At 65.8% G+C, this 14,091-nt stretch carries 15 protein-coding genes; 7 read left to right on the top strand and 8 right to left on the bottom strand.

The annotated features are described in order from the left end of the window. Positions 1-17: 17 nt before the first annotated feature. Positions 18-1,706 (bottom strand): long-chain-fatty-acid--CoA ligase FadD1, encoded by a 1,689-nt coding sequence (gene fadD1, locus PT85_RS01430; RefSeq protein WP_039605727.1) that lies wholly within the window; start codon positions 1,704-1,706, stop codon positions 18-20. A 390-nt stretch (positions 1,707-2,096) separates the two neighbouring features. On the opposite strand from fadD1, the gene PT85_RS01425 reads away from it, so the two are divergent. From PT85_RS01425 to cysW, 7 genes are all read left to right on the top strand, one after another. Continuing rightward, complete coding sequence (locus PT85_RS01425; RefSeq protein WP_039605726.1) at positions 2,097-3,047, top strand: alpha/beta hydrolase; 951 nt, start codon at positions 2,097-2,099, stop codon at positions 3,045-3,047. Beyond that, the gene (locus PT85_RS01420) at positions 3,044-3,514 is read left to right on the top strand and encodes a MaoC family dehydratase (RefSeq protein ID WP_027590896.1); all 471 of its coding nucleotides are present in this window, start codon (positions 3,044-3,046) and stop codon (positions 3,512-3,514) included. The genes PT85_RS01425 and PT85_RS01420 overlap by 4 nt, the downstream gene beginning before the upstream one ends. 332 nt (positions 3,515-3,846) lie before the next feature. Then, positions 3,847-4,200: a hypothetical protein gene (locus PT85_RS01410; RefSeq protein ID WP_027590894.1), complete on the top strand. Its 354-nt coding sequence runs from the start codon at positions 3,847-3,849 to the stop codon at positions 4,198-4,200. An 89-nt stretch (positions 4,201-4,289) separates the two neighbouring features. Next, the gene (locus PT85_RS01405; RefSeq protein ID WP_039605724.1) at positions 4,290-4,520 is read left to right on the top strand and encodes a hypothetical protein; all 231 of its coding nucleotides are present in this window, start codon (positions 4,290-4,292) and stop codon (positions 4,518-4,520) included. A 167-nt stretch (positions 4,521-4,687) separates the two neighbouring features. Continuing rightward, complete coding sequence (gene cysP / locus PT85_RS01400) at positions 4,688-5,701, top strand: thiosulfate ABC transporter substrate-binding protein CysP (protein ID WP_027590892.1); 1,014 nt, start codon at positions 4,688-4,690, stop codon at positions 5,699-5,701. 85 nt (positions 5,702-5,786) lie between these two features. Then, complete coding sequence (gene cysT, locus PT85_RS01395; protein ID WP_027590891.1) at positions 5,787-6,626, top strand: sulfate ABC transporter permease subunit CysT; 840 nt, start codon at positions 5,787-5,789, stop codon at positions 6,624-6,626. Then, on the top strand, positions 6,623-7,453 hold the full coding sequence (cysW, locus tag PT85_RS01390; protein WP_039605723.1) for a sulfate ABC transporter permease subunit CysW: 831 nt from the start codon (positions 6,623-6,625) through the stop codon (positions 7,451-7,453). Before cysT ends, cysW begins: the two co-directional genes overlap by 4 nt. Positions 7,454-7,496: 43 nt before the next feature. Here cysW and tadA read toward each other — a convergent pair whose 3' ends face one another. The 7 genes from tadA to PT85_RS01355 form a co-directional block, all read right to left on the bottom strand. After that, positions 7,497-7,973 carry a tRNA adenosine(34) deaminase TadA gene (tadA, locus tag PT85_RS01385; protein WP_039605722.1) on the bottom strand — a complete coding sequence of 159 codons (477 nt, stop codon included), beginning with the start codon at positions 7,971-7,973 and terminating at the stop codon, positions 7,497-7,499. A 218-nt stretch (positions 7,974-8,191) separates the two neighbouring features. Next, positions 8,192-8,533, bottom strand: a complete 342-nt coding sequence (locus PT85_RS01380; RefSeq protein ID WP_039561997.1) for a Na+/H+ antiporter subunit G — start codon at positions 8,531-8,533, stop codon at positions 8,192-8,194. 10 nt (positions 8,534-8,543) lie between these two features. Then, on the bottom strand, positions 8,544-8,813 hold the full coding sequence (locus PT85_RS01375) for a K+/H+ antiporter subunit F (protein WP_039561996.1): 270 nt from the start codon (positions 8,811-8,813) through the stop codon (positions 8,544-8,546). Further along, positions 8,798-9,301 (bottom strand): Na+/H+ antiporter subunit E, encoded by a 504-nt coding sequence (locus PT85_RS01370; RefSeq protein WP_039605721.1) that lies wholly within the window; start codon positions 9,299-9,301, stop codon positions 8,798-8,800. Before PT85_RS01370 ends, PT85_RS01375 begins: the two co-directional genes overlap by 16 nt. Then, positions 9,298-10,800, bottom strand: a complete 1,503-nt coding sequence (locus PT85_RS01365; RefSeq protein ID WP_039561992.1) for a monovalent cation/H+ antiporter subunit D — start codon at positions 10,798-10,800, stop codon at positions 9,298-9,300. Before PT85_RS01365 ends, PT85_RS01370 begins: the two co-directional genes overlap by 4 nt. Next, complete coding sequence (locus PT85_RS01360; protein WP_039561990.1) at positions 10,797-11,126, bottom strand: Na+/H+ antiporter subunit C; 330 nt, start codon at positions 11,124-11,126, stop codon at positions 10,797-10,799. The genes PT85_RS01365 and PT85_RS01360 overlap by 4 nt, the downstream gene beginning before the upstream one ends. 1 nt (position 11,127) lies before the next feature. Further along, entirely contained in the window at positions 11,128-13,917 is a 2,790-nt protein-coding gene (locus PT85_RS01355) for a monovalent cation/H+ antiporter subunit A (protein WP_039605720.1), read from the bottom strand. Positions 13,918-14,091 lie beyond the last annotated feature (174 nt).

The following is a 14,091-nucleotide window of genomic DNA, read 5'->3' as shown; positions in this document are numbered from 1 at the left end:
GGATGCGGAGGAAGCAATCAGGCGCTGGCCAGCTTCTTCAGCTCTTCGTCACGCAGCTCGCGACGCAGGATCTTGCCGACGTTGGTGGTCGGCAGGCTGTCGCGGAACTCGACCAGCTTGGGACGCTTGTAGCCGGTGACGTTGTCGTGCATGTGCTTGAGCACCTGCTCCTTGGTCAGGCTGGCGCCCGGCTTGACCACCACGAACATCTTGATCGTCTCGCCGGAACGCTCGTCCGGCACGCCAATGGCCGCGCACTGCAGCACGCCCGGCAGGGTGGCCAGCACGTCTTCCAGCTCGTTCGGGTACACGTTGAAGCCGGAGACCAGGATCATGTCCTTCTTGCGGTCGACGATGCGCATGTAGCCGTCGTCCTGGATGATCGCCACGTCGCCGGTGCGCAGCCAGCCTTCGGCGTCCATCACTTCGCGGGTGGCTTCCTCGCGCTGCCAGTAGCCCTTCATCACCTGCGGGCCCTTGACGCACAGCTCGCCGCGCTCGCCAAACGGCAGCACCTTGCCTTCGTCGTCGATCACGCGGCACTGGGTGGAAGGCAGCGGGATACCGATGGTGCCGACCTGGATGTTCTGCACCGGGTTGACCGACACCACCGGACTGGTTTCGGTCATGCCGTAGCCTTCGCAGATGGCGCAACCGGTGACTTCCTTCCAGCGCTCGGCGGCGGCCAGTTGCAGGGCCATGCCGCCGGAAAGGGTCAGTTTCAGGCTCGAGAAGTCCAGGCGACGGAAGTCCTCGTTGTTGCACAGGGCCACGAACAGGGTGTTCAGGCCGATGAAACCGGTGAACTTGTAGTTGCCCAGGTCCTTGATCATCGCCGGCAGGTCGCGCGGGTTGGTGATCAGCACGTTATGGTTGCCGGTCAGCATCAGCATCATGCAGTGCACGGTAAAGGCATAGATGTGGTACAGCGGCAGCGGCGCGATCACCACTTCGCAGCCCTCGCCCAGGTTGGCGCCCATCAGTGCCTTGCACTGCAGCATGTTGGCCACCAGGTTGCGGTGGGTGAGCATGGCGCCCTTGGCCACCCCGGTAGTGCCGCCGGTGTACTGCAGCACGGCGATTTCGCTGTTGCCCGGGTTGGCCTCGCGCACCGGCACGCCCTTGCCCTTGGCCAGGGCGTCGGTGAGCTTGACGGCCTGTGGCAGGCGGTAGGCCGGCACCATCTTCTTCACGTGCTTGACCACGGCGTTGACGATCAGGCGCTTGAGCGGCGGCAGCATGTCGCCGACTTCGGTGATGATGACGTGCTTCACGCCGGTCTTCGGCAGCACTTCCTCGGCCAGGTGGGCCATGTTGGCCAGGCACACCAGCGCCTTGGCGCCGGCGTCGTTGAACTGGTGTTCCATTTCCCGCGCGGTGTACAGCGGGTTGGTATTGACCACGATGAGGCCGGCACGCATGGCGCCGAACACCACCACGGGATACTGCAGCACGTTCGGCAGCTGGACGGCGATGCGGTCGCCCGGTTGCAGATCGGTGTGCTGCTGCAGCCAGGCAGCGAAGCGACCGGAAAGCTCGTAGAGCTCACCATAGGTCAGCGTCTTGCCCAGATTGCTGAACGCGGGCTTGTTGGCAAAGCGCTGGCAGGACTCTTTCAGAACGGCCTGGATGTTCGGAAACGCATCGGCATTGATCTCCGCAGGCACGCCTGCCGGATACTTGTCCTTCCAGTAATGTTCGGTCATGGAAAGCCCACTCCTAAGCTACAGCTTGTCTTCACCGTCGGCAGTGACGGTTGGTTGATATTATTCGGTGGCCGAGAGCCCGGTGCAGAGCCCCTAAGCGCCGCGAGAGTATCAGCTTTGCAAAAGGCCATCCATAGCCAAAATCAAGCCTTGCAGTCTCGTTAATGACTGAGAATTGACATTCAGTCACGAGATGCAGCCTCCGCAGCAGCCGCCGGATTTCGCCCGCCGGCACCCCTGCAACAGGCCACCCGGTATGACCCGGAGCAAGGTAGCAGCCCGCCGGCGGAGCGCAAACCGCAAACTGCGGGACAGCACGCACACCCTCGGGCTGGGCAGCGTTCGGCAGCCTACCTACAATGCGTGTCTTTATTCAGCGGAGCGCGCGCCATGCGCACCTTTACCCTGCCAGCCAGCGACGGTGTTGCCCTCCAGGTCAATCAGTGGAGCGCGGACCAGCCGCCGCGCGCTGCGCTGCTGCTGATCCACGGCATGAGCGAACACGGCGCACGCTATGCCGAACTTGGCCAGGCGCTGGCCGCGCGCGGCATTGCGCTCTACGCACCGGACCTGCGCGGCCACGGCGTTACCGGTCAGCGGCAGGGCCTGCTCGGCCATTACGCCGACCATGACGGCTGGCGGCGCGTCCTCGAGGATTTGCACCAGCTCGAACTGCACCTGCGCGCCTGCCACCCGCAGGTCCCGTTGCTCCTGTTCGGCCACAGCATGGGCAGTTACCTGGCGCAGGCCTATCTGCTGCGTCATGGCGCAGGCTTCGCCGGCGCGGTGCTGTCCGGCTCCAACTACCAGTCGCCGGCGCTCTATCGGCTGGGACGCCTGGTCGCACGCCTGGAACGCTGGCGCCAGGGCCGGCATGGACGCAGCGCGCTGCTGGAATGGCTGACCTTCGGCACGTTCAACAAGGCGTTCCGTCCCAACCGCACTCGCCATGACTGGCTGAGCCGCGACCCCGCCTCGGTCGACGCCTACCTGGCCGATCCGCTGTGCGGTTTTCGCTGCACCAACCAGTTGTGGATCGACCTGTTCGGCGGCCTGCTGGAGATCACGCCGGTGGCAAACCTGGCGCAAATCCCCCACGACCTGCCGCTGCTGGTGATCGGCGGCGAGCGTGACCCGGTCAGTGACGGACGGCGTCAGTTGGATCTTGTCGACGCGTTGCGCCGTGCCGGCCTGGAACGCGTCAGCGCTCAGCTCTACCCCGACGCCCGCCACGAACTGCTGCACGAAACGAACCGCGCGGATGTCATAGCCTTTTTGCTCGACTGGCTGGAGGCCGCCCTGGCCAACCGGCAGTCCTGCCACCCCAAGGAGATCGCATGACCCAACTCACCAATACTCCCTACGAGGCGCTCGAAGTCGGCCAGAAGGCCACGTACAGCAAGACCGTCGGTGAGAAGGACATCCAGCTGTTCGCCGCCATGTCCGGCGACCGCAACCCGGTGCACCTGGACGCGGAGTTCGCCGCCGGCACGATGTTCAAGGAGCGCATCGCCCATGGCATGTTCAGTGGCGCACTGATCAGCGCGGCAGTGGCCTGCACCCTGCCCGGCCCCGGCACCATCTACCTGGGCCAGACCATGAAGTTCACCCGCCCGGTGAAATTCGGCGACACCCTCACCGTGCAGCTGGAAATCCTCGAGAAACTGCCCAAGTTCCGCGTACGCATCGGCACCCGCGTGGTCAACCAGCGGGACGAGATCGTCGTCGACGGCGAGGCGGAGATCCTGGCCCCGCGCAGCCAGCAGACCGTGACCCTGCCGGAACTGCCGCCGATCAGCATCGGCTGACGGGTCGGTTACGCCGGGGTCAGCGTTCGGTCCCGGCTTCCTCCCCATGCAGGTCGGGCCGATCCGCCCCCTCGGCGGCCGGGTTGCCCGGCTGCATGGCCGGCGCTGCGGGAGGTCGGTCCCGCTCCCCGTTCCCGTCGCCACAGGCTGCCAGGAGCAACCCCAGCAGCATCACGGCACCCCAGCGCATCTCTCGCATCACTTCCTCCCGCCTCGCGGCCGCCTGATCTTCCTGGTAACCGACAGGCTCCACGCGCTGAAATTCGCCCCGCGCGAACCCAACAGCCGCACAGCCTTCTAAAGGCGGGTATTCGTCAGCAAGGGAATCCGCCATGTTCCGGCCACTGTCCACCCTCTGCGGCCTCGCCCTCGCCCTGCCCCTGTTCGCCCAGAATGCCGAGCCCGAGATCATCCTCCACCAGGAGGGCCTGCAGATTGACGTCCAGCCGATGGGCAAACCGCTGCAGGCCTTGGACGGCGAATTGCTCGGGGTCCGGGCGGTCAAGGTAATCAACCATGGCGAGCAGACCGTCGTCTGCGAGTTCCAGGTTCCGGCGGAAGTGCGCTCGACCACCCCACCGGTACCTTTCCGGATCGCGCCCGGCGCCCAGGTGGTGGAGCGGGTGCCCGGCGACTACGCGCCCGGCCAGCCCTACGCGGAGCTGCGCTGCAGCCACGCGCCCTGAGCCGCAGCTCGCCACATACCCGGAACCTGCGCGCCGCCCTTCCGGTCCCCTGCTCAGCCCGTCCACGCAGCCCCGCAGGAGCGCTCATCATGGCAACCGGCGACCCACACCATGCGCAGCACACCCCGACCCAAGCCGAGCCGTCGCCCGCGGAGGAGAGCCGCGAGAACGAAGAGCCCGGCGTAGCACCGGGCCGCGTCGGCGATCTGCGCCATCAGGGTGAGCGCCTGCACGACAAGGCCAGCGATGTGGGCCAGGGCACGCCGGGAAGAGGCGAGAAGCCCGAGGATGAACAATCCGGCCAGCCTCCGCAGGCCTGAGAATGCCCCCGGCTCGACCCGAACTGACGGCTCCGCGCACTTATTCTAAATCGTTATATCACTATGAGAATTCCGTATTTTCATAGCATATGGCTATCCCGCAGAATCCCCACCCAGACGGCCGCCTGGCCACTCCCGATTGCCCGCTTGCGCGAAGGACGTTTTCGATGCTCAAGAAACTGTTGCTGGCCACCGCCCTGTCCACCAGCCTGTTCGGCGCCGCCGCCCAGGCGCAGACTCCGCCGCTGCTGAACGCGTCCTATGACGTGGCACGCGAACTGTTCGCAGAGATCAACCCGAAGTTCATCGAGCACTGGAAGGCCACCACCGGCGAGGAGCCGAAGATCGACCAGTCCTTCGCCGGCACCTCCAAGCAGGCCCAGGACATCATCCAGGGCAAGAAGGTCGACGTGGTGACCTTCAACCAGGTGACCGACGTGGACATCCTCGCCAAGCGCCGCCTGCTCAACGAGGACTGGGCCACCGAGTTCCCCAACAACAGCTCGCCGTACTACAGCACCATCGGTTTCCTGGTGCGCGAGGGCAACCCGAAGAACATCCGGAGCTGGGATGACCTGATTCGCGACGACGTGAAGCTGGTGTTCCCCAACCCGAAGACCTCCGGCAACGCCCGCTACACCTACCTGGCCGCCTGGCTGTTCGCCAACGAGAAGTTCAACGGCGACCAGGACAAGATCAAGGCGTTCGTCGGCAAGCTGCTGCACAACGTGGAGAACTTCCCCACCGGCGGCCGTGGCGCCACCGTGGCCTTCGCCCAGAACGGCCAGGGCGATGCGCTGCTGACCTTCGAGTCGGAAGTGATCAACATCGCCAACCATCCGGACTTCAAGGCCGGCAACTACCAGATCGTGATTCCGCCGGTGAGCGTGCTGGCCGAGTTCCCGGTGGCCATCGTCGACAAGGTGGTGGACCAGAAGGGCACCCGCAAGCTGGCCACCGAATACCTGAATTTCCAGTACACCCGGGACATCCAGCAACTGCTGACCCGCTACAACCTGCGCGTTCATCACCCCGAGGTGGTCAAGGCCACCGAGGCCCAGTTCGCCAAGGTTCGCCTGATCAACCCCACCGACGTGCTGGGTAGCTGGGACACCATCACCGAGACCCACTTCGGCCGCAACGGCGTGCTGGACCAGCTGCTGAGCCAGCGCCCCAACTGATGTCCCGCCTGCGCTAGACTGTGCCGCCCCCGCCGGGCGGCACTGCCTTTGCGGCGGTTGTTTTCCGATCGACAAGCGATTTCCCGTGACCTTTCCGATTCCGCGCTTCTTTCATCAGGCACCCACCCTGCCGGGTTTCGGGCTGAGCTTCGGCATCAGCACCCTGTACCTGTCGCTGGTGATCCTCCTGCCCATCTCGGCACTGTTGCTGTACGTCAGTGACCTCACCTGGCTGGAATACTGGCGGGCGATCAGCGATCCGCGGGTGGTTTCCAGCTATGCGGTAACCCTGCAAGGCGCGCTGATCTCGTCCCTGGCCGCCCTGCTGATCGGCCTGCTGCTGGCCTGGATCATCGCCCGCTACGACTTCCCCGGCCGGCGGCTGGTGGACGCCCTGGTGGACCTGCCTTTCGCCCTGCCCACCTCGGTGGCCGGCCTGACCCTGGCCTTCCTGCTGGTGCCGGACGGCTGGATCGGCCAGTGGCTGGGCTTCAAGGTTTCCTATGCATTTCCCGGCATCGTGGTGGCCATGACTTTCACCAGCCTGCCGTTCGTGGTGCGCACCGTGCAGCCGGTGCTGCTGGAGCTGGGCAACGAGTTCGAGGAAGCCGCGCACACCCTGGGCGCCAGCAAGTGGCAGACCTTCTGGCACGTGATCCTGCCGATGCTGGTGCCGGCGCTGATCACCGGTGGCGCGCAATCCTTCGTGCGCAGCCTCGGCGAGTTCGGCGCGGTGGTGATGATCGCCGGCAACATGCCGTTCAAGACCGAAGTCAGTTCGCTGATGATCTTCGTGCGCCTGCAGGAATTCGACTATCCCGCCGCCGCGGCCATCGCCTCGGTGATCCTGCTGGCCTCCCTGATTCTGCTGTTCACCCTGCAGGTGGTGCAGAGTCGCGTCCTTCGTTGGCAGCGCAAGAAATGAAGAAGCCCCATTCCTGGCAGCAATGGCTGCTGATCGGCCTCGGCCTCGCCGTGGTCGCCCTGGTTCTGCTGGTACCGCTGGTGCTGATCTTCACCCGCGCGCTATCCGGCGGCTGGGACCTGCTGGTGCAGAACCTCTCCGAAGACTACATGCAGCACGCACTGATGCTCACCGTGCTGGTGGCCATCGCCACGGTGCCGATCAACCTGGTGTTCGGCATCTGCCTGGCCTGGTGCGTGACGCGCTACGACTTCCGCGGCCGCCGCCTGCTGTCGACGCTGATCGACATCCCCTATGCGGTCTCGCCGGTGGTCGCCGGCCTGTGCTACCTGGTGATCTACGGCATCGAGGGTTTCGTCGGCCAGTGGTTCTACGATCGTGACATCCAGCTGATGTTTGCCTGGCCGGGGATCGTCATGGTCACGGTGTTCGTCACCGCGCCCTATGTGGCGCGCATCCTGATTCCCACCATGCAGAGCCAGGGCGCCGAAGAGGAAACCGCCGCGCTGACCCTGGGCGCCAATGGCTGGCAGATCTTCCGCCATGTCACCCTGCCCAACATCAAGTGGGCGCTGCTCTACGGCGTGGTGGTGACCAACGCGCGGGCGGTGGGCGAGTTCGGCGCGGTGTCGGTGGTGTCCGGCACCATCATGAACCAGACCCTGACCCTGCCGCTGCTGGTCGAGCAGTTGAACAACGACTACAAGACCGCCGCCGCCTTCACCGCCGCCGCGCTTCTGGCGTGCATGGCGCTGCTCACCGTGTTCCTGAAGACCTTCATGGAATGGCGCCAGCGCCAGGCGATGGCGCGGGCCGAGGCGGCCTGAACGGCGCCCGGCCCCTCTCCCATCAAGGGAGAGGGGAAGCGCGTCAGCGCCTGGCCTTGAAGAATTCCTTCAACACCGCCCCGCACTCCTCGGCCAGCACGCCGCCCTCGACGCGTACCCAGTGGTTGAGGAAGTTCTGCTCGAAGAAGCGCCCCTGGCTCACCGCCACCCCGGCGCGGGGCTCGCTGGCACCGTAGACCACGCGGGCGATGCGCGAATGCACTATCAGCCCGGCGCACATGCTGCAGGGTTCCAGCGTCACGTAGAGGGTCGTGCCCGGGAGGCGGTAGTTCTGCGCCGCCTCGGCGGCGGCGCGGATAGCGACCATTTCGGCATGGGCGCTGGGATCGTGACGGCTGATCGGCGCGTTGAAGCCACTGCCGACCACCTCACCATCGCGCACCAGCACCGCGCCGACCGGCACCTCCCCCTGCGCCGCGCCCAGGCGCGCCTGGTCCAGCGCCAGGCGCATGAAATGCTCATCGCGCGAGCGGTCGATGACGGGGGTGAACTTGCTCATGGCGAATCCGGAAAAAGAAATTTCACATTGAAGCGGGATTAGACGTAGGACGGTCAGCGCCTTTCTGGCCGCCGTGCGGGGTCAATGGTGGACAGGAACAGCGTTGTCTACCCTACGCTTGAGGGACAGTCCGGACCAGCCCGGCAGCGGCCTTGAGGGAGCGAATTCATTCGCGAGCTCTTGGCGCGGCCGGGTAGGCGCGGCCGGCACAGGATTCCTCAGAACCCGTCGTCCTTCCATCGCCGGCCGCGCGTCTTGTCCATCGCCGGCAGGCCCTGTTGCAGCGCGGCCTTCGACAGCATGTGCGCACTCACTGGTGCGGTGATGAACAGGAACAGGGTGAGCAGCAGCTCATGCAGGCTCAAGCCCTGCTTCTGCACACTGAAGAAGATCACCGAGGCGATGATGATGCCGCCCACGCCGAGGGTGGTGGCCTTGGTCGGCGCGTGCAGACGGGTGAAGAAGTCCGGCAGGCGATAGAGGCCAATGGCGCCGACGAGCGCGAACAGGCTGCCCAGCAGCAAAAACGCGCAGATCAGCAATTCGATCCAGAAAGGCATGGTGTGTCCCTCAGTCGATCAGGTCGCCGTGCAGCAGGTGCTTGCCCACCGCCACGGTACCGACGAAGCCGAATACCGCGATGAGCAGCGCGGCTTCGAAGAAGATGTCCGATGCCAGCCAGATGCCGAACAGCACGATCAGCGCCAGACCGTTGATGTACAGGGTATCCAGGGCCAGCACCCGATCGGGCACCGACGGCCCGCGCACCAGACGCAGCATGTTCAGCACCAGCGCCAGGCCGAGCAGGCCCATGCACAGCGGAATCACGTAGGCGAGCATTCGAATATCTCCAGCAGCGGGGCTTCGTAGCGGTGCTTCAGTTCCGCCACCAGCGCCTTGATGTCCGGGGCGTCCAGGGCATGCAGCAGCAGGGTCTTGCGGTCGGGTGTCAGCCCGGCGGAGACCGTTCCCGGAGTCAGGGAAATGATGCAGGCCAGGGTGGCTAGCAGGAACTCATCCTCGATGACCATCGGCACCTCGACGAACGCCGGGTTCAGCCGTTCCTTCGGACCCAGCACCAGGCGCGCCACATGCAGGTTGGCGACCACGATGTCCCAGAACACCTTGAGCAGGAACAGGCACAGCTTCAGCGGCTTGCGCACGCGCGGCACGAAGATCAGGTAGCGGCGCAGCAGCAGCGGAATAACCCAGCCCAGGAACAGGCCGAGCAGCAGGTGACCGAGACTGAGCTGGTTGGTCAGCAGCAGCCAGACACCCGTGAGCAACAGGCTCAGCCCCGGATGGGGCAGCCAGGCGAAGCGCGTCATGCCTCACCTCCTTCAACAATGCGCAGATAAGGCGCCAGGTCCAGCAACTGTGCGGCGGCGGCATCCAGGTACGCCTGCAGCGGCTGCGCGACAATCACCAGCACCACGCTGGCCAGCAGCAGACCGGCCGTGGCGGCCAAGCGCAGCGGATCGGCCAGCGGCCCTTCGGCAGCCTGGCCGTTGTTGCGCCAGAACAGGCGGTTGCCAGCCCGGCTGAGGGTGACGATCGACGCCAGGCCGGCGATCAGCAGCAGCGGCCAGAACTCCAGCGCGGTGGCGCCGGTGCCGGCCGAACGCAGCATCAGCAGCTTGCCGAGGAAACCGGACAACGGCGGCAGACCGGCCACCGCCAGCGCCCCGAAGAAGAACAGCCCCCCCAGCAGCATCGGCTGGCGCAGCATCGGACCGACCTGCAGCGCACCGGCCAGCTCGCCGCGCTGCCGGCCGAGCAGATCGGCTAGCAGGAACAACCCGCCGCATACCAGGGTGCTGTGCACCAGGTAGTAGAGACCCGCCCCCAGGCTGGCACGGCTGCCCAAGGCGAATACCGCCAGCAGGCTGCCCACCGAAATTACCAACAGATAGGAAATCATCTCCTGCAGGCTGCGGGCGGCCAGCGCACCGATGGCACCCGCCGCGAGGGTCAGCAACGCCAGCCACCAGAGCCAGTCATGGGCATAGAAGGCCAGTTCGCCGGCCTCGCTGCCGAACACCAGGGTGAACACCCGCAGGATGGCGTACAGGCCGACCTTGGTCATGATCGCGAACAGTGCGGCGACCGGCGCGCTGGCTGCCGCGTAGGTGCGCGGCAGCCAGAAGTACAGCGGCAGGATGGCCGCCTTGAGGCCGAACACCACCAGCAGCAGGAAGCCGGCGGCGGCCACCAGCGGCGCGGTCTGCGAGTCGGCGCTGGCCACGCGGGCAGCCATGTCGGCCATGTTCAGGGTGCCGAGCAGGCCGTACAGGGTGCCGACGCCAATCAGGAAGAACGACGAACCCAGCAGGTTGAGCACCACGTAATGCATGCCCGCCCGCGCCCGTGCGGCGCCGTTGCCGTAGACCAGCAGGCCATAGGAGGCGATCAGCAGGATCTCGAAGAACACGAACAGGTTGAACAGGTCGCCGGTCAGGAACGCCCCGTTGATGCCCGCCAGCTGGAACTGGAACAGGGCATGGAAATTGGGCGCGCGCTCATCTTCGCCGGCACTGGCGTACAGCGCGGCGAAGCCGGCCAGCACAGCGGTGAGCAGCACCATCAGTGCGCTCAGGCGGTCGAGTAGCAGGATGATGCCGAACGGCGGGCGCCAGTCGCCCAGCGCATAGACGCGCAGCTCGCCGTCGCCGGCCAGCAGCACCAGCCAGGCGGTCACCGGAATCAGCGCCAGCGTTGCCAGCAACGACAGCGCACGCTTGAACGACTTGCCGCTGCGGTGCAGCAACATCAGCAGCGCACCGGCGAACAGCGGCAGCAGGATCGGCAGGATGATCGCGTGATTCATTGACGCGGCTCCTGTCCATCCACATGGTCGCTGCGCAGCTCACCCATGCCGCGCAGGGCCAGCACCAGCACGAAGGCGGTCATGGCGAAGCCGATGACGATGGCGGTCAGCACCAGCGCCTGGGGCAGCGGATCGGCGAATTCGGTGCTCTTGCCGATGACGGCCGGCGCGCCGGTGACCAGGCGTCCCATGGCAAACAGGAACAGGTTGACCGCATACGAGATCAGGGTCAGACCGAGCACCACGGGAAAGATGCGCGCCCGCAGCAGCAGGTAAACGCCGCTGGCGACCAGCACACCCAGGGTGATGGCATACAAAGCTTCCATATCAGAGCACTTCCTCGCATTCGGCCTGGCTCACGTGGCCGATGTTGGACAGGATCAGCAGCGTCGCCCCGACAACCGCCAGATAGACCCCCAGGTCAAAGAGCATGGCGGTCGCCAGCTCCAGCTCGCCGATGTACGGGATGTGGAAATGACCGAACGCCGAGGTGAGGAACGGATGGCCGAAGGCCCAGCTGCCCAGGCCGGTGAGCGCGGCGATCAGCACACCACCGCCGGCCACCGCGTGGTAGCTGAACGGCTGGCGCGACTCGGCCCAGGTCACGCCATGGGAGATGTACTGCAGCACGAGGGCCACCGCGGTGACCAGGCCGGCGATGAAGCCGCCGCCCGGCAGGTTGTGGCCGCGCAGGAAGATGAACACCGAGACCAGCAGCGCCAGGGGCATGATGGTGCGCGCCAGCACATCGAGGATCATCGGGTGGCTGTCAGTGGACCAGGGCTGGCCACGGTAGTCGCGGCGCGGATGCGGCAGGTGCAGGCCATGCAGCAGGCCGTAGATGCCCACGGCGGCAATGGCCAGCACGCTGATCTCGCCCAGGGTGTCGAAGCCGCGGAAGTCCACCAGGATCACGTTGACCACGTTGGTCCCGCCGCCGCCGGGCACGCTGTTGGCCAGGAAGAATCCGGCGATGGTCTCGTAGGGACGGGTCAGCACGGCGAAGGCCAGCACCGCCACCAGGGTGCCCACCGCAACGGCCACCACCATGTCACGCAGGCCGCGCAGGCTGCTGGTTTCCACCTGGGTGCGCAGCGGCAGGAAGAACAGCGCCAGCAGCATCAGGATGATGCTCACCACCTCCACCGAAAGCTGGGTGAGCGCCAGGTCCGGCGCCGAGAAGCGAGCGAAGGTCAGCGATACCATCAGGCCCACCACGCTGATCATGGCCAGCGCGGTCAGGTAGCGCAGGTGGAAGACAACCGTCAGCGCCCCGGCGGCCAGCAGCACCAGCAGGCCCAGCGCGGTGACCGGATCCAGCGGGGTCATCTGCAGCTCGCCGCTCAGCACGCGCAGCGGCGACAGGGCCACCACCACCAGCAGCAGCGCCAGGGCCAGCACCCAGGTCAGGTAGCTCTGCAGCGAGCCGCTTTCCAACGCGCGGGTCACCCGCCGGGCGACGTTGACCAGGCTGGTCACCACCCGATCGAAGACCATCAGCGCATTGATGGAGGGCAAGCCGTCGAACCAGGCGTACAGCGGCCCGCGGGCCGCGTAGAGGGCCAATCCGCCGAGCAGCGCCAGGGTGCTCATGGCCAGCGGCATATTGAAGCCGTGCCAGATCGCCAGGCTGTACTCCGGCAACTGGCCACCCAGGCTGGCGCTGGCCGCCGAGGCCAGCAACGGGGCCACCGTCCAGGCCGGCAGCATGCCCACCACCAGGCACAGCAGCACGAGGATCTCCACCGGTATCTTCATGTAGCGCGGCGGCTCGTGGGGCGGGTACTTCGGCAGGTCGATGGGCTCACCGTTGAAGAACACGTCGTGGATGAAGCGCAGCGAATAGGCCACCGAAAACATCCCGGCCACGGTGGCCAGGGTCGGCACCAGCCAGTTGAAGCCGCCGAACAGGCTCTGGTGCAGGGTCTCGCCGAAGAACATTTCCTTGCTGAGGAAGCCGTTGAGCAACGGCACCCCGGCCATGGCCAGCGAGGCCACCATGGCCAGCACGGCGGTGTGCGGCATGTACTTCCACAGGCCGTTGATGCGCCGCATGTCGCGGGTACCGGTCTCGTGGTCGATGATGCCGGCGGCCATGAACAGCGACGCCTTGAAGGTGGCGTGGTTGATGATGTGGAAGATCGCCGCCACGTTGGCAAGCGGCGCATCCAGGCCAAACAGCAGGGTGATCAGGCCCAGGTGGCTGATGGTGGAATAGGCCAGCAGGCCCTTGAGGTCGGTCTGGAACAGCGCCAGCACCGCGCCCACCAGCAGGGTCGACAGGCCGGTCAGGCTGACCAGGTAGAACCACCAGTCGGAACCGGACAGCGCGGGGTACAGGCGTGCCAGCAGGAAGATGCCGGCCTTGACCATGGTCGCCGAGTGCAGGTACGCCGACACCGGCGTGGGCGCGGCCATGGCTCGCGGCAGCCAGAAATGGAACGGAAACTGCGCGGACTTGGTGAACACGCCCAGCAGCACCAGGATCAGCGCCAGCGGATACAGCGCATGCTCACGGATCAGATCGCCCGCGGCCAGCACGTCGCTCAGTTCGAAGCTGCCGACGATGTGGCCGATCAGCAGGATGCCGGCCAGCAGGGCGAAGCCGCCACCGGCGGTGATGGTCAGCGACATGCCGGCGCCCATGCGCGCGTCGCGGCGATGTGACCAGAAGCCGATCAGCAGGAAGCTGGACAGGCTGGTCATTTCCCAGAACACCAGCATCAGCAGCAGGTTCTCGGACAGCACCACGCCGAGCATGGCACCCATGAACAGCAGCAGGTAGGTGAAGAAGCGCCCGGCCGCTTCATGACGGCCGAGGTAGTAGTGCGCGTAGAGGATCACCAGCAGGCCGATGCCGAGGATCATCACTGCGAACAGGAAGCCCAGACCATCCAGACGCAGGCTGAGGTTGAGGCCCAGCTCGGTCAGCCAGGGCTGGTGGAGGATCAGTGCCTCGCCGGAGAACACCCGGCCGGCTTCACTGAGCAGCAGGCCGAAGGCGATGGCCGGCGCCAGGGCGGTGGCCAGCGCACAGACGAGGCGGCCACGCCCCTCGGCCAGCGTTGGCAGGAAAGCGCCCAGGAAAGGCAGGGCCAGGATCAGTGCCAGAATCATTCATCGCACCTCGTGAGTCGGTTGGTGATGTTTTCGACGCCCACGCAGAGCGAAACGGCAGCATTCTTAAATAAACAAAGAATTGCCGTCATGCTTTTTTTATTACAAAAGACAATTAGCAGAGGTGCCATTAGCCAACAGTCGCGTGCCACAACGCGGCGATCGGCCTGGCAT

Source organism: Pseudomonas flexibilis, assembly GCF_000806415.1.
Classification (GTDB): Bacteria; Pseudomonadota; Gammaproteobacteria; order Pseudomonadales; family Pseudomonadaceae; genus Serpens; species Serpens flexibilis.
Note: the sequence above shows the minus strand (reverse complement) of the source record. Positions and strands in the feature narration are given on the sequence as shown.